Source organism: Devosia sp. J20-27 (assembly GCF_055808595.1).
Genome location: NZ_CM147875.1, coordinates 244236 through 262311, shown reverse-complemented (window position 1 = coordinate 262311; position 18076 = coordinate 244236). Strand labels below are relative to the sequence as shown.

The window sequence follows — 18076 nt, the reverse complement described above, 5'->3', positions numbered from 1 at the left end:
CAGTCCCGGGGCCGGCGTCAGCCGGCCCCGGCCTTTCACCCAGGCAACCTTGGAGGCCCCGTTGGCCGGCTATCTGTTTCTGGCGATCATCGTCCTCTCCCTGATTGCCTATTATGTCGGGCAGTCGGCCGGTAAGAGCTTTGTCTCCGCCCATGGCAACAGCGTCCACTCCCTTCCGGGTTTTCACGGCGCCTTCGTCGCGGTCTGGGTCGGTGTCCCGGCTCTGGTGCTCCTGCTGCTCTGGATCTCTGCCCAGGGTGGTGTCGTCGATAGCCTGGTGGTGGCCGGTCTCCCCGCCGATTTCACCGCTGGCAAGTCGCCCTCCGAACTCAATCTCGTTCTCTCCGAAATCAAGAACGTCGCCGCCGGCAACATCTTCTCCGAGCCGTCGCCTGAAGTGCGCGCGGCTGCCGATGCTCTGGTCCGCTGGAATGCCATCGGCCAGTACACGATGTTCGCCGTTATTTTCGCGGTCATGATCCTGACACTCATTGTCACCCGCCGCCTGCTGGCGCCGCGCTTTCGCGCCCGCAACGCCGTTGAGCGCGTGCTCTCGGGGCTGATGATCGCCTGTTCCGTCGCGGCCATTCTGACCACTGTTGGCATCATCGCGTCGCTGGTCTACGAGTCCTTCGAATTCTTCCGCATGGTGCCCATTCAGGAGTTCCTGTTCGGCCTGCGCTGGGAACCGCAGATCGCCATCCGCGCAGATCAGGTTGCCGGCAACGGCGCCTTCGGCGCGGTCCCGGTCTTCGCCGGCACGCTGCTGATCTCGGCCATCGCCATGATCGTTGCCATCCCGATCGGGCTCTTCACCGCCATCTATCTGGTCGAGTACTCCAACGACCGCGTCCGCAACATCGTCAAGCCGATCCTCGAGATCCTGGCGGGCGTGCCGACCGTGGTCTACGGCTTCTTCGCCGTGCTCACCGTCGCCCCGGCCATTCGTCAGGCGGGCGGGCTGGTGGGTCTTGGCGTGTCTCCCAACAGTGCCCTCGCCGCCGGCCTGGTGATGGGCGTGATGATCATTCCCTTCGTCTCCTCGCTCGCCGACGATGCGCTCAAGGCCGTGCCGCGTGCCATGCGTGATGGCTCGATCGCCATGGGCGCCACGCGCGCCGAGACCATGACCAAGGTGCTGCTGCCGGCAGCTCTGCCCGGCATCATGGGTGGCGTCCTGCTCGCTCTCAGTCGCGCCATCGGTGAGACCATGATCGTGGTGATGGCCGCCGGTCTGATCGCCACCCTGACGATCAACCCCATCGACTCGGTGACCACCGTGACGGTTCAGATCGTCACCCTGCTGATCGGCGATACCTCGTTCGACAGTCCCAAGACCCTGGCCGCCTTTGCCCTCGGCCTGATGCTGTTCCTGATCACTCTGGGTCTCAACATTATCGCCCTAACCATCGTTCGCCGCTATCGCGAACAGTACGACTGAGGCCAACGATGACCGACGCCACTGTGCCTTCCACCGCCGCCACCAGAGATCAGTCGAGCCCGGCCGCGATCCGCCGCAAACGGCGCTATGCCGCCGACTTCCGCCTGCGCATGTACGGCATCGCCGCGATTTCCACGGCCATCGGTCTCCTCGGTATCCTGCTGACGACCCTGATCATTGGCGGTCACCAGGCCTTCGTGCAGACCCATGCGCGCATCGACTTCCCGATTTCTGCCGAGCGCGTCGATCCGGCCGATCCCGCCAAGGCCAACTGGCGCGCCGTTGTGGCCGACGGGATCGAGGCCCTGCTGCCGCCAACCACCACACCGGCGCAGAAGCGCGCCATGGGGCAGATCCTCACCAACAATACCCAGTTCATCGTCCGCGATGCGGTCGTCCGCGATCCCTCCGTCATCGGCGGCACGCTGACCATGGATGTGCCGGTCGCCGATCCCTTCGACCAGCTCAACAAGGGTGTCATCCGCCGCGACACGCCCGAGGAAAACCGGCGCATTTCCGATCAGCAGATTGCCTGGTTCGATGCGCTGGCCGAGCAGGGTCGGATCTCCACCCCGTTCAACTGGGGCCTGATCTTCAATTCCGACAGCCGCTTCCCTGAAATGGCCGGCCTCGCCGGCGCCATCGTCGGTTCGTTCTACGCCCTGATGGTCTGCTTCCTGATCAGCTTCCCGGTCGGCATTGCCGCCGCTGCCTATCTCGAGGAGTTCGCGCCGCGCAATCGCTGGACCGACCTCATCGAGGTCAACATCAACAATCTCGCCGCCGTCCCCTCTATCGTTTTCGGCCTGCTCGGCCTGGCCGTGTTCATCCAGATCTTCGGGCTGCCGCGCTCGGCGCCGATCGTGGGTGGTCTGGTGCTGTCGCTGATGACGCTGCCCACCATCATCATCGTCACCCGGAACGCCTTCAAGGCCGTGCCGCCCTCCATCCGCGAGGCCGCCTTCGGCATGGGTGCCTCGCGTCACCAGGTGATCCTCCATCACGTGCTGCCACTGGCCCTGCCGGGCATCCTCACCGGTACCATCATCGGCCTCGCCCAGGCTCTGGGCGAAACCGCGCCGCTGCTGCTGGTGGGCATGAACGCCTTCATCACCAGCCCCCCGGGCGGCGTGCTCGATGCCTCGACTGCCCTGCCGACGCAGATCTACATCTGGGCCGACAGCCCCGAGCGCGGCTTTGTCTCCCGCACCTCCGCCGGCATCCTCGTGCTGCTCAGCTTCCTGCTGGTCATGAACGCCATCGCCATTTTCCTCCGCCAGCGCCTTGAGCGTAAGTGGTAGTCACAAGAATCCTATTCTGGAGCAAGATTGGATGAACAACATGTCCCAGGCCGCCGAGTCCACCACTGCTCCCCTGAGCAAGACGACGCCGGCCATGCGCGGCGAGAAGGTCAGCGTCTTCTATGGTGCCAAGCAGGCCCTGTTCGATGTCGATCTGGTCATCGGCCGCCATCAGGTGACGTCGCTGATCGGTCCCTCGGGCTGCGGCAAGTCCACCTTCCTGCGCTCGCTCAACCGCATGAACGACACCATCGAGGGCTGCCGCGTCACCGGCCTGATCACGCTCGACGGCGAGGACATCTACAATCCCTCGATCGACGTGGTCGAACTGCGCGCCCGCGTCGGCATGGTGTTCCAGAAGCCCAATCCGTTCCCCAAGTCGATCTACGAGAACGTCTCCTACGGCCCCAAGATTCACGGCCTCGCCCACAACAAGGCCGATCTTGACGAGATTGTCATCTCCTCCATCCGCCGCGCCGGCCTCTGGGACGAGGTCAAGGACCGCTTGCAGGAGCCGGGGACGGGCCTGTCGGGTGGCCAGCAGCAGCGTCTCTGCATCGCCCGCGCCATCGCCACCCAGCCCGAAGTGCTGCTCATGGACGAGCCCTGTTCGGCCCTCGACCCGATCGCCACCGCTGTCATCGAGGAACTGATCGACGAACTGCGCGAGAAGTTCACCATCATCATCGTGACGCACTCCATGCAGCAGGCCGCGCGCGTCAGCCAGAAGACCGCCTTCTTCCACCTCGGCAAGCTGATCGAGGAAGGCAAGACCGAAGACATCTTCACCAAGCCGGTGAACAAGAAGACCCAGGACTACATCACCGGCCGCATCGGCTGACGGAGGACACCACAATGCCCCTGAACGAGCACATCGTCTCCTCCTACGAGGATGAACTCACCGCGCTGCAGAGCGCCATTTCCGAAATGGGCGGCATGGTCGAACAGGCCATCACCGACTCCGTCACCGTGCTGCTCCGTCTCGACCACGAGCAGGCCCGGCAGGTCCGCCAGAACGACAAGCGCATCGACGAGATGCAGCAGCAGATCAACGACATGGCGGTCTCCATCATCGCCCGCCGCCAGCCCATGGCTGCCGACCTGCGCATGGTGGTGACCTCGATCCAGGTCGCCAACGATCTCGAGCGCACCGGCGACATGGCCAAGCAGCTGGCCAAGCGCGCCCTGCAGATCGAGAGCCTCGGCCTGGCGCCGAAGTTCTACAACGGCGTCCGCCACATGGCCGATCTTGTGGCCCGCCAGCTCAAGGCGGCGCTCGATGCCTATGCCGCCCGCAACGCCCAGGCCGCCATCGAGGTCTGCAACCGCGACGACGAAGTCGACGCCATGCACACCTCACTGTTCCGCGAACTCCTCACCTACATGATGGAAGACCCGCGCAACATCACCCAGTGCACCCATCTGCTGTTCTGCACCAAGAGCCTCGAGCGCGTCGGCGACCATGCCACCAACGTCGCCGAAGCGGCCTATTACCTCGAGACCGGCCGCCATCTCGGCGCCGACGAGCACGAGCGTCAGCAGGGCTGAGGAGCGGACCATGGCGCCCACCATCCTGATCGTCGAGGACGAGGCCGATCTCGCCCTCATGGTTCGCTACAACCTCGAGGCCGAAGGTTTCCGCGTTGCCTCCGCAGCCAGCGGCGACGAAGCCGCCGAGCTGATGCGCGAAAGCCTGCCCGATCTCATCCTGCTCGACTGGATGCTGCCCGGGCTCTCGGGCATCGAGCTCTGCCGCCGCTGGCGCTCCAAGGAAGAGACGGCGCGCATCCCGATCATCATGATCACCGCCCGCGGCGAGGAAGAGGAACGCGTCCGCGGCCTCGCCACCGGGGCCGACGACTATGTGGTCAAGCCCTTCTCCATCCCCGAACTGCAGGCCCGCATCCAGGCGCTGCTGCGCCGCTCCAGCCCGCAGCTGGTGACCAACGTCCTCAAGGCCGGCGATCTCGAACTCGATCGCACCAGCCACCGCGTCCGCCGCGCCGGTCGCGAGGTTCATCTCGGCCCCACCGAATACCGCCTGCTCGAATATCTGATGCGCCATCCCGGCCGCGTCTATTCCCGTGAGCAGCTGCTCGATGGCGTCTGGGGCAACGACGTCTATGTCGATGAACGCACCGTCGATGTGCATGTTGGCCGCCTGCGCAAGGCCATCAACCGCCGCGCCAGCGAAGCCGATCCCATCCGCACCGTGCGCGGCGCCGGCTATGCCTTCGACGAGCGCTTCGCCGCCATGAACTGAGAGACGGCGGGCCGACCGGTCGCCCCTCGGGCCGCGTTTTCCCTTGCGCTCTACCGGTGCTGGTCGATCAGCACAGGGTTGCCGTCGGGGTCGGTCAGAACGATATGCGCCGGTCCCTGGCCCGCCTCGTCGGCTTCGCTGTCGAGCTTGATCCCCGCCGCCTTGAGCCGCTTCTGGATGTCGCGCACATCGGTGAACGGCTCGCTCTCCTCGCCATTGGCGTCCCAGCCCGGGTTGAAGGTCAGCGTGTTCTTTTCGAACATCCCCTGGAACAGTCCGATCACCGCGCTGGCGCTCTTCATGATCAGCCACCCCTGCTCGGCGTCGCCATGCATGACGCTGAACCCCAGCTGTTCGTAGAACGCCCGCGATGCCGCAATGTCCTTGACCGACAGGCTGACCGAAAATGCGCCCAGTTCCATTGCGAGACCTCCCTTTGGCTGTCGCCGCTGCCGCGACGTTCTGGGTCCGCAGGCTAGACCACTCACGCCCGAGTGGCGATAACAACCCCGTCAGCACGGCCAACCACCAGGGCTCCATACATGCGCCTCGAAACTGATCGCCTCGTTCTCGATCTGCACAGCCTCGACGATTTCGAGCCCATGGCCGGCATGTGGGGCGATACCGACACCGTGCGCTTCATGGGCGGCCGCCCCAGTTCCCGGCAGGAGAGCTGGATGCGCCTGCTCCGCTACCGCGGCCTCTGGCCGCTGCTGGGCTATGGCTACTGGGCCATTCGCGAGCGCCGCTCCGGACTTTTCGCCGGCGAACTGGGCTTTGCCGATTTCCACCGCGAGGCCGATCCGCCCTTTGACGGCATCCCCGAGGCCGGCTGGGTGCTGGCGCCCTGGGCCCGGGGCAGGGGCTACGCCTCCGAAGCGCTCGCCGCCGCCCTCGCCTGGCTCGACGCCGCCGGCTTCCCCAAGAGCGTCTGCATCATCGACCCCGCCAACCTCGCCTCTCTCCGCCTCGCCCAGGCCCACGGCTACGGCGCTCCCCTCCCCACCCGCCTCTCCGGCACCCCCATCACCCTCTTCACCCGCACGCCCTGACAAACGGCGCCCTCACGACACCCTGCACCCTCACGATGAGCCCCTCCTTCCCTTCTCCCCTTGCGGGAGAAGGTGCCCGAAGGGCGGATGAGGGGTTCTGGCAAGGCCACAGCTCCTCACGTCGTCTGGAGCTGCGACGTCACTACATGTTGCCCACCCCTCATCCGGCACTGCGCGCCACCTTCTCCCGCAAGGGGAGAAGGAAACCGGGAGATCGATGTCTCCTGCCCACAATCCTCTCGGCCGGTCCACCCTCCCCCTTGCGGGGAGGGTTGGGGAGGGGGTTTGAGAGCCCCGATCCTGCTGCTTCCCCACCCTTGATCCCTCCCCGCAAGGGGGAGGGTGACGACTGCAAACCGCCACTCAGCGACCGTCACCAAGGTGCTGCGGCGTCCGCGTGCCCGACCTCGTCCTTCGACAAGCTCAGGATGAGGTCTTCGAAACGCTGATGCTGCGACTCTCGCCCCAACACCCTCATGGTGAGCCTGTCGAACCACGAGGGGTGAGCCACCGATCTCCCGCTAATTCCTGCCATCTGCCGTTCAGGCTGTAGCAAATCCGTTCAGAGGGCAGACAGATTGCCTCTCCCACCGCCCCCTCCACCTGCCCTCTGGCACCGCCGCGGAAGAGCAATCGCACCTGTCGATGGAGAGCCCCTCCTTCCCTTCTCCCCTTGCGGGAGAAGGTGCCCGAAGGGCGGATGAGGGGTCGTGGCAGGGCAACAGCTCATCACTCCCTGCAAGCGCCGACGTTGTGGAGGCAACACCCCTCATCCGGCGCTGCGCGCCACCTTCTCCCGCAAGGGGAGAAGGAAACCGGAAGATCTACGTGTGCCAAGTGCACTCCAAATCCCTGCCATCTGCCGTTCATCCTGCAGCAAATCCGTTCAGACGGCTGACAGACTTATCCCCGCGCTATCACACCGCATTACACTTCCCCATCGCCGCCCCGAAACGCGAGATCATGACGAGTGATTGGGGGGACGAGGCCGGGTGGTCCGGATGTCGGCCCGGATCAGGCCAAGCCGGGGAGGGTGTGCAGGCCCAGGTGACCTGCCGCCTTAATTTGCTGCCGTGGATGGGCGTCTGTCGTGCTCATTCCCAGGGGTCGGACTGGAGAAACGCGAAGAGCGTGGTCCGGTCGAGACGGCGACCCTGCGGCGGAGGGGCGATCCGCAAATGCCCTGATCCTTTCCGGTGCACGCCGAAAATCCCGGTGGCAACGGCGGAGCCGAGCTCCAGCCGGGCGCGTCTTCCTGCGTCCGGCATTCGAACCATCGACGGGCTCTGCTCCGCCGTTGTTCGCGACTGCCATCACAACCGGAGGCGGCAACGCCGGCCGGCGTGTCCTGTCGTCCACCTTTCCGCAACAAAAAAAGGGCCCCGCAAGGGGCCCTCGATACTGCAGAGGAAAACCTGTCCCTACCGCTTCTTCTTCTCGACCTGATGATAGGCCCGGCGCGAGTGGAAATCGCAATAGGGCTTCCCATCGTCCGAGTGCTGGCCGCAGAAATAGAAGTCCGGCGTCAGCGGATCGCCGATCGGCCACTTGCAGGTCTGCTCGCTCAGCTGCAGCAGGTTGAGGCGCTTGTCCTCGGGGATGAAGAGTTCCTGCACCTGCGGCGCCACATAGGTCTGCGGCTGATAGTCTTCGGTGATCTTGAGCGCGGTCGCGCCATGCAGGCCGCCGCCGCCGCCACCGCCTGTCGACATCGGGCGCGACTTCATAATGCTGCCCAGGCTCGCGCCGCCGCCCATGCTGCTGCGACCAGCCGACGGGCTGGCGACGCGGCGGGTTGCCGGACGCGGTGCGCTGCGGGCCCGCGGCGCCGAACTGGCGGGCTTGGCCCGTCCGCTCAGCTTCAGGCGGTGCACCTTGCCGATCACCGCATTGCGCGTCACGCCCTCACCGAGGACACCGGCTATCTGGCTGGCGCTCAGGCCCTCCATCCATAGCTTCTTGAGTAGTTCGACGCGCTCATCAGTCCAGCCCATCAAAGAATGCTCCAATCCGCCTTTGGTGCACGGAATCCAAGAACCTTCTGTGGCAGGGAGGTGCTCACAGTTCGATACGCTACGCATCGTAGGTCGGTTGGGTCCGCCACACGAGATCTCGTGTTCCCAATGGCCGGATACTACACGGGCGGCGGAATCCGGATCAAGAGTCGGGGGTGAGTTTCCACGTGGAAAACCCGAAGATTTCTCGGCGTTTGGGAAGCTGAGTCAAATCAGTGACTTGCCACGAAACGTTGACTTTGCGGGTCCGCAAAGGCATATCTCTTCCCCGCAACGCGGTGCCTGAAGGCAGCGCGTTTTTGGTTTTTGTGGGGCAAATGCAACACCCGCGCACAGCTTCGTCCGTGCCCGGGCCAACTCGGAAAAGGAACAGTCCATGTCTGCGCTCTACGGCACTTACGCCCGGTCCGAACTCGCCTTTGAGCGGGGGGAAGGCGTACGCCTTTTTGCGCAGGACGGCCGATCCTATCTCGATTTCAATTCCGGCATTGCCGTCAACGCGCTCGGTCATGGTGACCCCCATGTCGTCGGTGCCCTCAAGGCTGCCGCCGACAAGGTCTGGCACACCTCCAACATCTTCACCATCACCGAGCAGGAACGTCTCGGCCAGCGCCTCGTCGATGCCACCTTTGCCGACAGCGTGTTCTTCACCAACTCGGGCGCCGAGGCAGTGGAGTGCGCCATCAAAACGGCGCGGCACCATTACTTTGCCAAGGGTCAGCCCGACAAATACGAGATCATCGCCTTCACCGGTTCGTTCCACGGTCGCACCATGGGCACGATCGCCGCAGGCGGCAATCCGAGCTACACCGAAGGCTTCGGTCCGCCGCTGCAAGGCTTCAAGCATCTGGCGCCGGGCAATCTCGCCGCCGTCGAGGCGCTGATCGGGCCGCAGACCTGCGCCATCCTCATCGAGCCCGTGCAGGGCGAGGGCGGTGTCACCGCCTTCTCCACCGAATTCCTGCGCGGCCTGCGCGACCTCTGCGACCGGCACGACATGGTGCTGATCTTTGACGAGGTGCAGTGTGGCTATGGCCGCACCGGCAAGTTCTTCGCCTATGAGTGGACCGGCATCACGCCCGACATCATGGCCGTGGCCAAGGCCATCGGCAATGGCTTCCCGCTCGGCGCCTGCCTTGCCAAGGGCGAGGTCGCCAAGTCCATGGTGCCCGGCACCCATGGCTCCACCTATGGCGGCAATCCGCTTGCCACGGCCGTCGGCAACGCCGTGCTCGATCGCATTCTCGAGCCGGGCTTCATCGAGCATGTCGACAGGATGGGCCAGCGTCTCGCCTGGCACCTGCAGCAACTGGCCCAGCGCTTTCCCGACCTCGTGCTCGACCAGCGCGGCAAGGGTCTGATTGCCGGCATCAGGATTGCGCCGCCGGTCCGCGATTTCGTCGCGCGCCTGCGCGACGATCATCAGCTTCTGGCGGTTGCTGCCGGCGAGAACGTGCTGCGCCTGTTGCCGCCGCTGATCGTCACCGAGGCCGATATCGAGGAGGCCGTCGGCAAGATCGCCGATGCCTTCGAGGCCTATCAGAGGGACGCTGCCGCCACGCCGGCAGCTGCGCCCGCCAGCGCCTGAGGGCGCATTCTCATTTTGTAAGGACAGCCAGATGACTGCCCAGCCCAGGCATTTTCTCAATATCGACGACTTCACCGGCCCGCAGCTGCGCGGCATGCTCGATGTCGCCAACACGCTCAAGGCCCGCCTCAAGGCCGGGGACCGGCCGCAATTGCTCAAGGACAAGGTCCTCGCCATGATCTTCGAGCGCCAGTCCACCCGGACCCGCGTCAGCTTTGACGTCGGCATGCGCCAGCTCGGCGGCGAAACCCTCATGCTGTCCGGTCAGGAAATGCAGCTCTCCCGTGAGGAGACCCTGGCCGACACCGCCCGCGTCATGAGCCGCTATGTCGACGCCATCATGATCCGCATCCTGAGCCACGCCGATCTGGTCGAACTGGCCGAGGGCGCCAGCGTCCCCGTCATCAACGGCCTGACCCGTCGCGCCCACCCGTGCCAGATCATGGCCGACCTGATGACCTTCGAGGAGCACCGCGGTCCGATCAAGGGCGCCAAGGTGGCCTGGGTCGGTGACAGCAACAATGTGCTGCACTCCTGGGTCAACGCCGCCGAACTCTTCGAGTGCGAGCTGACCATTGCCGTGCCCGACGAGTATCGTCCGGAAAAGGACCTGATGCTCGATATCCAGAAGGCCGGCAAGTGGGTCAAGCTGATCGAGGATCCGCGCGAGGCTGCCGAAAACGCCGACCTGATCATCGCCGATACCTGGGTATCGATGGGCGATACCGATGCCGCCGAGCGGCGCCGGGTCTTGAAACCCTACCAGGTCAACACCAGTTTGATGGCCTTGGCCGACAAGAATGCGCTCTTCATGCACTGTCTGCCTGCTCACCGCGGCGATGAAGTTACCGACGAGGTCATAGATGGACCGCAGTCGGTAGTCTTTGATGAAGCCGAAAACCGCTTGCACGCACAAAAGGCGATCCTCTGCTGGGTCTTCGGGATCGAAACGGTCTGATGACGGAAACATTGCTGAGCGCTGCCGGCCTCGATCGCCCCGAGAGTGGCGACGACGTCGTGCTGCCCTTCACCCTCGATACGCTCGATAGCCGGGGCCGCGTCGTGCGCCTTGGCGAGGTGCTCGACAGCATCCTCGCGCGCCACAACTACCCCGCGCCCGTCGCCCGCCTGCTCGGCGAGGCGGTGGCGCTGGCGGCACTGATCGGGTCGTCGCTCAAGTTCGAGGGCCGCTTCATCCTGCAGACGCAGACCGATGGTCCGGTCAACCTGATCGTCGTCGATCTCGATGCCCCCGATGGCCTGCGTGGCTATGCCCGCTTCGACCATGATGCGCTGCTCAAGGCCGCCGAACGCGGCGAGACCAGCCCCGGCCATCTCCTGGGCAAAGGCCATCTGGCCATGACCGTCGACCAGGGCAGCCACATGGACCGCTATCAGGGCATCGTCGCCCTCGAAGGCGGTTCGCTCGAGGACGTCGCCCACACCTATTTCCAGCAGTCCGAGCAGATCCCGACCCTGGTGCGCCTCGCGGTGGCAGAGCATATCCGCAAGGGTGATGCCCGCCCCCACTGGCGTGCCGGCGGTGTCCTCGTCCAGCACCTCCCCCCCCACGGCCAGTCGATGATGCCCGACCTTCCCGGCGACGGCGATTTCGACAACCCCGAAACCGCCGACCCGGACTTTTCCGAAGACGACAAGTGGACCCAGACCAAGTCATTGCTGCTGACGGTTGGTGACGACGAACTGGCCGACCCCGATCTCTCGGCGGAACGCCTGCTGTTCCGGCTCTACCACGAGACCGGCGTGCGCGTGTTCCCGCCCATGCCGCTCGAGGAGCGCTGCACCTGTTCGGCCGAGCGCATCGAGGCCATGCTGCGCGACAACTTCTCGCCCGAGGAGCGCGAGGATATGCTGGTCGATGGCGAGATCGAGGTCGTCTGCGAGTTCTGCTCGGCCGATTATCACTTCAAGCTGCACGAGTTCGACGACCATCCCGATCACGGCCACGACCATGGCGGTGACGATCACGACGAACCCACGCAGCACTGACGACGTCGTCAGACCTGGCTGAGGGCGTAATCGAGGTCCTTGATCAGGTCGTCGGCATTCTCGAGCCCCACCGAGAGCCGCAGGAGTCCGGGCGTGACCCCGCTCTCGAGCCGTACCTCTTCGGTGAAGCGGGCATGGGTCGTCGTCCCGGGATGCGTGATCAGCGATTTGGCATCGCCCAGATTGTTCGAGATCAGGATCACCGCCAGCTCGTCCGAGAGCCTGAACGCCCCGGCCCGCCCGCCCTTCACCTCGATGGCGATCAGGCTCGACCCCTTGCTCATCTGCCGCTTCCCCAGCTCATACTGCGGATGCGATTTGTGATGCGGATAGGAGATCCGTTCGATCTTGGGATGATCGGCAAGGAAGTCGGCAATCCTGGCAGCGCTGGCCGTCATCTGGTTCACCCGCAGCGCTAGCGTTTCCAGACCCTTGAGCATGATCCAGGCGTTGAACGGCGAGATCGACGGCCCCGTCTGGCGCAGCAGCGTATGGATGTCGCCGGTGATCAGTTCCTTCGACCCGAGGACGATGCCGCCCAGCGACCGTCCCTGACCGTCAATGTGCTTGGTCGCCGAATAGGTGACGAGGTCCGCCCCCAGCTGCAGCGGTTTCTGGTAGAGCGCAGTAGCAAAGACATTGTCGACGATCAGCTTGGCGCCGCCCGCTTGGGCAATCTTGGCGACGGCCTCGATGTCCACCAGTTCCAGCGTCGGATTGGCGGGCGTCTCGATGAACACCACCTTGGTATTGGGCTGCATCGCGTCGGCAAAGTTCTGCGGATCGCGCCCGTCGACCAGCGTCGAGGCGACGCCAAAGCGCGGCATCAGGTCTTCCACCACATAGCGGCAGCCGCCGAACAGCGCCCGCGCCGCCACGATATGGTCGCCGGCCCGCACCTGGCTCATCACCGCATTGGTGACCGCCGACATGCCGGTCGCAAACGCCCGCCCCGCCTCCGCCCCCTCGAGCAGCGCCATCCGCTCCTGGAACACGTCAACGGTCGGATTGGCAAAGCGCGAGTAGTTATGTGCCCCGGGCAGCTTGTTGAGGAACAGATACTCGGCATGTTGCGAACTCGGGTAGGAATAGCCCGAGTTCATGAAGATCGCTTCGCTCGTCTCGTTGAACGCGGTACGGCTGACCCCGCCGTGGACCAACTGGGTTTCCGGCGACAGGTTCTTCGGATCGCTCAGCGGGTTGCTCGATTTTGACATTTCTGGGCTCCAGGACACAAAAGGCCGGCACGAAGTGTGGCCAGCCCTTTGGTCGCCTTTAGCAAGTTGTTTAAAGTGGCTGCAAGCGGACCGGCCAAATCACCACTGGATCGGGGTATAATCCCCCTTGCCGCTTGGCGTCAATTGCGAGGGTTGCTACGGAGAGGCGGTGGATTGGCCGCTCGCGGGGAATGATGTCAGATAACGAGCTTTGGTCGAGCGGCGTATTCCCGTCCCGCTTCATTGAGCGGCTGGCCCGCTCCGGGGCGATCATTGCGCCGCCCTTCGACGCTGATCAGGTGCAACCGGCAAGCCTCGATCTCCGGCTTGGCGATGTGGCCTATCGCATTCGCGCCAGCTTCTTGCCCGGCCCCGACTTCACCGTTGCCGAAAGGATCGAGAGCCTCAAGCTGCACCAGCTGGACCTGACCGATAGCGCCGTGCTCGAGCGCGGCTGTGTCTATCTGGTGCCGCTGCAGGAGAGTCTCGATCTTCCTGATGCCGTCAGCGCCGGGGCCAACCCCAAGAGCTCAACTGGTCGCCTCGATGTATTCACCCGCGTCATTGGCGATATGGCCCGCGGTTTCGACACCTTGCCCGCCGGCTACAAGGGCAAGCTCTATCTCGAAATCAGCCCGCGCACGTTCCCGGTGCGCATCCGGAAGGGATCGCGTCTGAGCCAGATCCGCTTCCGCGTCGGTCAAACACGGCTATCCGCAGCCGAGCACCGGACGTTGCACACGGTCGAGACACTCGTGCTGGATGCCAATGAGGAGGTCGGAGAGGGCGTCGCGCTGTCCATTGACCTGAAGGGGGAGGGCCGCAACGGCCTCATCGGCTTCCGCTCCAAGCGGCACACCCCGGTCATCGACATGGATCTCAAGGATTCCCTCGACGTCCTCGACTACTGGGAGCCGCTGGTCACCCGGGGGACCGAGCAGTTCATTCTCGATCCTGACGAATTTTACATTCTGGTCTCTCGCGAGAGCGTGCAAGTGCCACCTAACTATGCAGCGGAGATGGTGCCTTTCGATCCGCTGGTCGGAGAGTTCCGCGTGCACTACGCAGGCTTTTTCGACCCGGGGTTCGGTCACTCGGCCGCCGGGGGCACCGGCAGCCGGGCGGTGCTCGAAGTCCGCAGTCGCGAAGTGCCATTTCTCCTCGGCCACGGCCAGACCATCGGTCGGCTGATCTATGAGAACCTGGCAGAGCCACCCGATCGGCTTTATGGCGCGGGCTTGGGCTCGAACTATCAGGCCCAGACCCTCAAACTGTCCAAGCACTTTCGTGCTTTCGCTCTCTAGGGCGCGATTGCCAGCATCAGGAAAGTTCTGGGGCGGGTGATTTCCGTCGGCCACATTCGTCACTGTGTTTTGGGGTGCGGCGATGTGATTTATTTAGTTAATACTTAAGAAGTACAGAAACGTAGTCTGTCGGGGCAAAAGTATTCGGGCGCCGTAGCGAGCAGAAGAGCGCCCTGAAGGTCCCAAGATTCCCGTAGTGTATAGCAAATATTCACTTGTCTGACGCAAGCTGACGCTGGTTCTTTGGGAGAGCACCAGTGTTGAAGCGGCTCATTGAGATGTTGCGTGCCGAACGACGGCTCGCTCCGGAAATTCGGCTGCAGTTGGTCGACGGGCTTTTTCACCCGTTCGCCTCGCTCATAGCCGGCGCGCTTGCCGGAATCTGGATCGCGGCAACCGTAACGTTCCTTGCTGAGGATATGCTCGTCGAGGCGATTGCCGATATGGCAGTCGTCGTGGCCGCGTTGCGGATCGCCATTGGCGTCCGCTACCTGTCTCTGGGCCGACCGGCCGACAGATCCGATGCTCGCCTGTGGGAACTTGCCTACGCCATCGGCGGCGGTCTCTTTGCTCTTCTCCTCGGCGTGCTGTGTCTGCTGGCCATCACGCGCATCAACGATCCTGCCCTGCATCTGATGTTGACCACGACCACGGCAGGTTATGGCGCCAGCATAACCGGCCGCAACGCCGGGCGTCCGTTGGTCGCTCTGTCCCAACTCTACCTGTCCGCCGGTCCGATGTGCCTCGGCCTGGTGTTGCACCCCAGCGGGTTCTACCAGGTCATCGGCTGCGTCTTGTTTGTCTTCATGTTCGGCATGACCGACATCACCGTCTCGGTGCGCAATACCATCGTTGCCGCTCTCGAAACCAAGCGTGCCAATGCCAAGCTGGCGGCCTCCTACAAGGCCCAGGCAGCGCTCTTTGATGCCGCGCTCAACAACATGTCGCATGGCCTGGGCATGTTCGATGCCGGCGGGGCCCTGATGGTGTGGAACAGCAAGCTGACATCCATCCTCGGCTGCCCCGACACGGCACTTGAAACCGGCATGTCGCTGGAGAGCTTTCTCGACAAGCTCTCGGCCAACCAGAACAGCGTCGAGGCGCGGGCCCCGCTGATCAATGCCATCCGCCATTGCATCACGTCGGGCAACGCGCCCCAGCGCTTCGTCAAGCTGAGTGACGCGAAAGTCGTCGCCGTCTCGTGTCAGTCCATGGACAACGGTGAGGCCGTTATCGTTTTCGAGGATGTGACCGAGCAGGCCAAGGCGCACGAGCGCATTGAACAACTCGCCTGGACAGACGAACTCACGGGCCTGATGAACCGCGCCTCGTTCAAGGAAGTGCTGGCCAAGTCGCTTGAAGTCTTGCCGGCCAAAGCCACACTGGCTTTGCATCTGATAGATCTGGATCACTTCAAGTCGGTCAACGACACTCTTGGTCATCCGATCGGAGATCTTCTGCTGGTTGCCGTCTCAGAGCGCATCAAGCGGGGGGGCGGTTCTGGCTCACATATTGCCCGTCTTGGGGGCGATGAGTTCGTCGTTATCCAGCGGCTACAGGAGGGCGAACCCAAGCCCGAGCAACTCGCTGCACAACTGATCAGCTCGCTCGGCGAGACTTTCGAGATCGCCGGGCATTTCATCAATATCGGCGCCAGCATCGGCATCGCGCTGGCACCACGCCACGGCAATGTTCCCGACATCCTGCTCAAGCGCGCCGACATGGCCCTCTATGACGCAAAGGCGAAGGGCCGGAACTCGGTTCGCGTCTTTGAAGACGAGATGGACGTCCATGCCCAGCAGCGCCGCATGCTCGAACTCGACATCCGTGCTGCAATAGCGGAGCGGCAGTTCACTTTGGCTTTCCAGCCGATTGTTGATCTGAAGCGGGGGGCCATTGCCTCGTTCGAGACCCTAATCCGGTGGCGCCACACGACGCGGGGCTATGTGTCGCCGGCGGAGTTCATCCCGATCGCCGAGGAAACAGGTCTGATCCTGGAACTCGGGCGCTGGGTTCTCGAGGAGGCCTGCCGCGTGGCCAGCCACTGGCCACAGGATATCTCGGTGGCCGTCAACTTCTCGGCCGCCCAGTTCGCGGATCTGCAGTTCCCCGCCTTCCTGGCCGACGTCCTTGAAGAATACGGCCTTGCCCCGGATCGCATGGAACTCGAGATCACCGAGACGGCGCTTCTCGACAGTTCGTCGGCCACGCTCAACATGCTCCAGCAGTTCCGGGACATGGGTGTCCGGGTTTCCCTCGACGACTTCGGTACCGGCTACTCCTCCCTCAGCCAACTCCGCACCTTCCCGTTCAACAAGATCAAGATCGACGGATCGTTCGTCCGCGATCTGGGGAAGAACGCCAGCTCCATTGCCGTGATCAGGGCTGTCACCAGCATTGGCGGCATCCTGGACATGACGGTTGTGGGCGAATGCGTCGAAACCGAGGAGCAGTTGCAGGCTCTGGCCTCAGCCGGCTGTGACCAGATTCAGGGCTATCTGTTCGGCAGGCCCACCGCACCCGACGAGGTGCTTGCCCTGATCGAGACGTTCACCCCGGCCACGGTGCAGCGCAGCCTCGCCGCCTGAGATCAGGCGGCGGCTTCCAGCCGCGACTGCGCCGACACGAGCCGCTGCATCACCGACAAATCGTGGTTGCTCAGCGTCATGCAGGCGTCGACCCAGAGATCGACGATGTCGTGCAGTTCATCATAGGGAATCGGATTGGCACGCTTGCTGGCCGCCAGCATGCAGAGCTCGGCTGCGTGACGCGGCGCGTGCCGGTGAATGTACTTGTTGACGGCCTCGACGCCACGGCCGGGTTCGGCCAGCACATGCACGACGCCCATCTCGAACAACTCGTCAGCGGTCAGCAGCTTGCCGGACCGGACGAGTTGCTCCGCCTTGGCAAAGCCGAGCTTGCGGCCGAGAAAGGTCAGCGCCCCCATGCCCGGGAAGAGCCCGAACAGTTGCTCGGGGAAGCCGAACTTGACGCCGCGTTCGGCCACGAGGACATCGAACGAGAGCAGCGATTCAAACCCGCCACCCAGCGCATCGCCCTGCGCAAGGCCGATCGAGATGACGCCGCTGCGGCTGACGTTCCAGTTGTCATGCAGGATCTTGATGCACGACTGGCCATAGGCCGTCAGGGCAGCGCGATCACCATTGCGGATATAGCGACTGAAGCAGTCCAAATCCCCGCCAAGGCAGAAGACACCGGGATGCGTCGAGCCGAGCACGACGTACTTGAAGGCGTCACCCATGCGCGACTTCAGCGTCCGGATGTTGCGACCCCAGCCGTGAAAATCGACCAGCAGGTCTGGATTGAAAGAGGGACGGTCGCGGAAGCGCATATGGCTCCAGACCGTTGCGTGGGAGATGTCGAAAGCGCACTCAAGCTGTCCAAGATCTGGCCAGAAACGCTCCGGTGCGGCGATTTCGTACTCGACTTCCTGTCCCTTTGCGGGTGCGGGTTCAGCGTGCGGTCCAAAAGCAAAATCGTTCAGCATCTAGAGCAATCCCAAAGCCCGTTTGCGTCGGAATAGTTAAACTTGAAAGCATTTCATTAAGCAACAATTCACCATCGCGGGGCATCGGCAGCAACCCGCGAGATATCAAGAATATCGCAGTAAAATGAGTGGCTTAATAATCATTAACCATGTCGCCATTTACTGCCGCAGCGGGGCTGCGGGATCAGCGGAGCGCGTCGGTGCGATACGGGGGGAGGGGCCGGGGATGGCTTGACGGTCTGCAGCTTTTGCAGCAAACAGATCGGCGTCGCGGGTGTAGCTCAATGGTAGAGCAGAAGCTTCCCAAGCTTACGACGAGGGTTCGATTCCCTTCACCCGCTCCAGCAACCTTTTCAATGACTTAGGTAGCGGCGGTG

At 63.7% G+C, this 18076-nt stretch carries 15 protein-coding genes, 1 tRNA gene and 1 riboswitch; of the genes, 12 read left to right on the top strand and 4 right to left on the bottom strand.

What is annotated here, in order from left to right; all coding sequences use genetic code 11:
* The first annotated feature begins 61 nt into the window (after positions 1-61).
* From pstC to phoB, 5 genes are read left to right on the top strand one after another with little or no spacing between them, the layout of a single operon-like run.
* Positions 62-1441 (top strand): phosphate ABC transporter permease subunit PstC, encoded by a 1380-nt coding sequence (gene pstC / locus AC0L4C_RS01205; protein ID WP_473401699.1) that lies wholly within the window; start codon positions 62-64, stop codon positions 1439-1441.
* Between the two features lie 8 nt (positions 1442-1449).
* A complete protein-coding gene (gene pstA / locus AC0L4C_RS01200) occupies positions 1450-2742 on the top strand; it encodes a phosphate ABC transporter permease PstA (RefSeq protein WP_473401697.1) in 1293 nt (430 codons plus the stop codon).
* 40 nt (positions 2743-2782) lie between these two features.
* Positions 2783-3583, top strand: coding sequence for a phosphate ABC transporter ATP-binding protein PstB (pstB, locus tag AC0L4C_RS01195; RefSeq protein ID WP_473403576.1), 801 nt, complete (start codon positions 2783-2785; stop codon positions 3581-3583).
* 14 nt (positions 3584-3597) lie between these two features.
* Positions 3598-4290, top strand: a complete 693-nt coding sequence (phoU, locus tag AC0L4C_RS01190) for a phosphate signaling complex protein PhoU (protein WP_473401696.1) — start codon at positions 3598-3600, stop codon at positions 4288-4290.
* A 10-nt stretch (positions 4291-4300) separates the two neighbouring features.
* Positions 4301-5005 (top strand): phosphate regulon transcriptional regulator PhoB, encoded by a 705-nt coding sequence (phoB, locus tag AC0L4C_RS01185; RefSeq protein WP_473401694.1) that lies wholly within the window; start codon positions 4301-4303, stop codon positions 5003-5005.
* Positions 5006-5055: 50 nt separating this feature from the next.
* Here the strand turns inward: phoB and AC0L4C_RS01180 are convergent, their stop codons facing one another.
* A complete protein-coding gene (locus AC0L4C_RS01180) occupies positions 5056-5427 on the bottom strand; it encodes a VOC family protein (protein WP_473401693.1) in 372 nt (123 codons plus the stop codon).
* Between the two features lie 120 nt (positions 5428-5547).
* Between AC0L4C_RS01180 and AC0L4C_RS01175 the strand changes: the two genes are divergently transcribed.
* Positions 5548-6057: a GNAT family N-acetyltransferase gene (locus AC0L4C_RS01175; RefSeq protein ID WP_473401691.1), complete on the top strand. Its 510-nt coding sequence runs from the start codon at positions 5548-5550 to the stop codon at positions 6055-6057.
* Between the two features lie 1421 nt (positions 6058-7478).
* Here the strand turns inward: AC0L4C_RS01175 and AC0L4C_RS01170 are convergent.
* On the bottom strand, positions 7479-8051 hold the full coding sequence (locus AC0L4C_RS01170; protein ID WP_473401690.1) for a GcrA family cell cycle regulator: 573 nt from the start codon (positions 8049-8051) through the stop codon (positions 7479-7481).
* Positions 8052-8448: 397 nt separating this feature from the next.
* On the opposite strand from AC0L4C_RS01170, the gene AC0L4C_RS01165 reads away from it, so the two are divergent.
* Genes AC0L4C_RS01165 through AC0L4C_RS01155 form a run of 3 tightly spaced genes read left to right on the top strand, consistent with a single transcriptional unit; the run spans position 8449 to position 11670 of the window.
* Positions 8449-9660: an acetylornithine transaminase gene (locus AC0L4C_RS01165; RefSeq protein WP_473401689.1), complete on the top strand. Its 1212-nt coding sequence runs from the start codon at positions 8449-8451 to the stop codon at positions 9658-9660.
* A 31-nt stretch (positions 9661-9691) separates the two neighbouring features.
* Positions 9692-10618 (top strand): ornithine carbamoyltransferase, encoded by a 927-nt coding sequence (gene argF, locus AC0L4C_RS01160; RefSeq protein WP_473401688.1) that lies wholly within the window; start codon positions 9692-9694, stop codon positions 10616-10618.
* Positions 10618-11670, top strand: a complete 1053-nt coding sequence (locus AC0L4C_RS01155; protein ID WP_473401687.1) for an Hsp33 family molecular chaperone — start codon at positions 10618-10620, stop codon at positions 11668-11670. The genes argF and AC0L4C_RS01155 overlap by 1 nt, the downstream gene beginning before the upstream one ends.
* 8 nt (positions 11671-11678) lie before the next feature.
* Here AC0L4C_RS01155 and metZ read toward each other — a convergent pair whose 3' ends face one another.
* Positions 11679-12887, bottom strand: a complete 1209-nt coding sequence (metZ, locus tag AC0L4C_RS01150; protein WP_473401686.1) for an O-succinylhomoserine sulfhydrylase — start codon at positions 12885-12887, stop codon at positions 11679-11681.
* 37 nt (positions 12888-12924) lie between these two features.
* Positions 12925-13003, bottom strand: a riboswitch (SAM riboswitch).
* A 78-nt stretch (positions 13004-13081) separates the two neighbouring features.
* Here metZ and AC0L4C_RS01145 point away from each other — a divergent pair.
* Positions 13082-14191, top strand: coding sequence for a 2'-deoxycytidine 5'-triphosphate deaminase (locus AC0L4C_RS01145; protein WP_473403575.1), 1110 nt, complete (start codon positions 13082-13084; stop codon positions 14189-14191).
* A 260-nt stretch (positions 14192-14451) separates the two neighbouring features.
* Positions 14452-16779: a putative bifunctional diguanylate cyclase/phosphodiesterase gene (locus AC0L4C_RS01140; RefSeq protein WP_473401685.1), complete on the top strand. Its 2328-nt coding sequence runs from the start codon at positions 14452-14454 to the stop codon at positions 16777-16779.
* 2 nt (positions 16780-16781) lie between these two features.
* Here AC0L4C_RS01140 and AC0L4C_RS01135 read toward each other — a convergent pair whose 3' ends face one another.
* Positions 16782-17699, bottom strand: a complete 918-nt coding sequence (locus AC0L4C_RS01135; protein ID WP_473401683.1) for a crotonase/enoyl-CoA hydratase family protein — start codon at positions 17697-17699, stop codon at positions 16782-16784.
* A 270-nt stretch (positions 17700-17969) separates the two neighbouring features.
* On the opposite strand from AC0L4C_RS01135, the gene AC0L4C_RS01130 reads away from it, so the two are divergent.
* A tRNA-Gly gene (locus tag AC0L4C_RS01130) sits at positions 17970-18043 on the top strand.
* The last annotated feature ends 33 nt before the right edge of the window (positions 18044-18076 follow it).

Bases quoted from the DNA above. Each gene is read 5' to 3' on its own strand.
- pstA (WP_473401697.1), top strand. From the start codon at position 1,450: ATGACCGACGCCACTGTGCCTTCCACCGCCGCCACCAGAGATCAGTCG.
- pstB (WP_473403576.1), top strand. From the start codon at position 2,783: ATGTCCCAGGCCGCCGAGTCCACCACTGCTCCCCTGAGCAAGACGACG.
- phoU (WP_473401696.1), top strand. From the start codon at position 3,598: ATGCCCCTGAACGAGCACATCGTCTCCTCCTACGAGGATGAACTCACC.
- phoB (WP_473401694.1), top strand. From the start codon at position 4,301: ATGGCGCCCACCATCCTGATCGTCGAGGACGAGGCCGATCTCGCCCTC.
- AC0L4C_RS01180 (WP_473401693.1), bottom strand. From the start codon at position 5,427: ATGGAACTGGGCGCATTTTCGGTCAGCCTGTCGGTCAAGGACATTGCG.
- AC0L4C_RS01175 (WP_473401691.1), top strand. From the start codon at position 5,548: ATGCGCCTCGAAACTGATCGCCTCGTTCTCGATCTGCACAGCCTCGAC.
- AC0L4C_RS01170 (WP_473401690.1), bottom strand. From the start codon at position 8,051: ATGGGCTGGACTGATGAGCGCGTCGAACTACTCAAGAAGCTATGGATG.
- AC0L4C_RS01165 (WP_473401689.1), top strand. From the start codon at position 8,449: ATGTCTGCGCTCTACGGCACTTACGCCCGGTCCGAACTCGCCTTTGAG.
- argF (WP_473401688.1), top strand. From the start codon at position 9,692: ATGACTGCCCAGCCCAGGCATTTTCTCAATATCGACGACTTCACCGGC.
- AC0L4C_RS01155 (WP_473401687.1), top strand. From the start codon at position 10,618: ATGACGGAAACATTGCTGAGCGCTGCCGGCCTCGATCGCCCCGAGAGT.
- metZ (WP_473401686.1), bottom strand. From the start codon at position 12,887: ATGTCAAAATCGAGCAACCCGCTGAGCGATCCGAAGAACCTGTCGCCG.
- AC0L4C_RS01145 (WP_473403575.1), top strand. From the start codon at position 13,082: ATGTCAGATAACGAGCTTTGGTCGAGCGGCGTATTCCCGTCCCGCTTC.
- AC0L4C_RS01135 (WP_473401683.1), bottom strand. From the start codon at position 17,699: ATGCTGAACGATTTTGCTTTTGGACCGCACGCTGAACCCGCACCCGCA.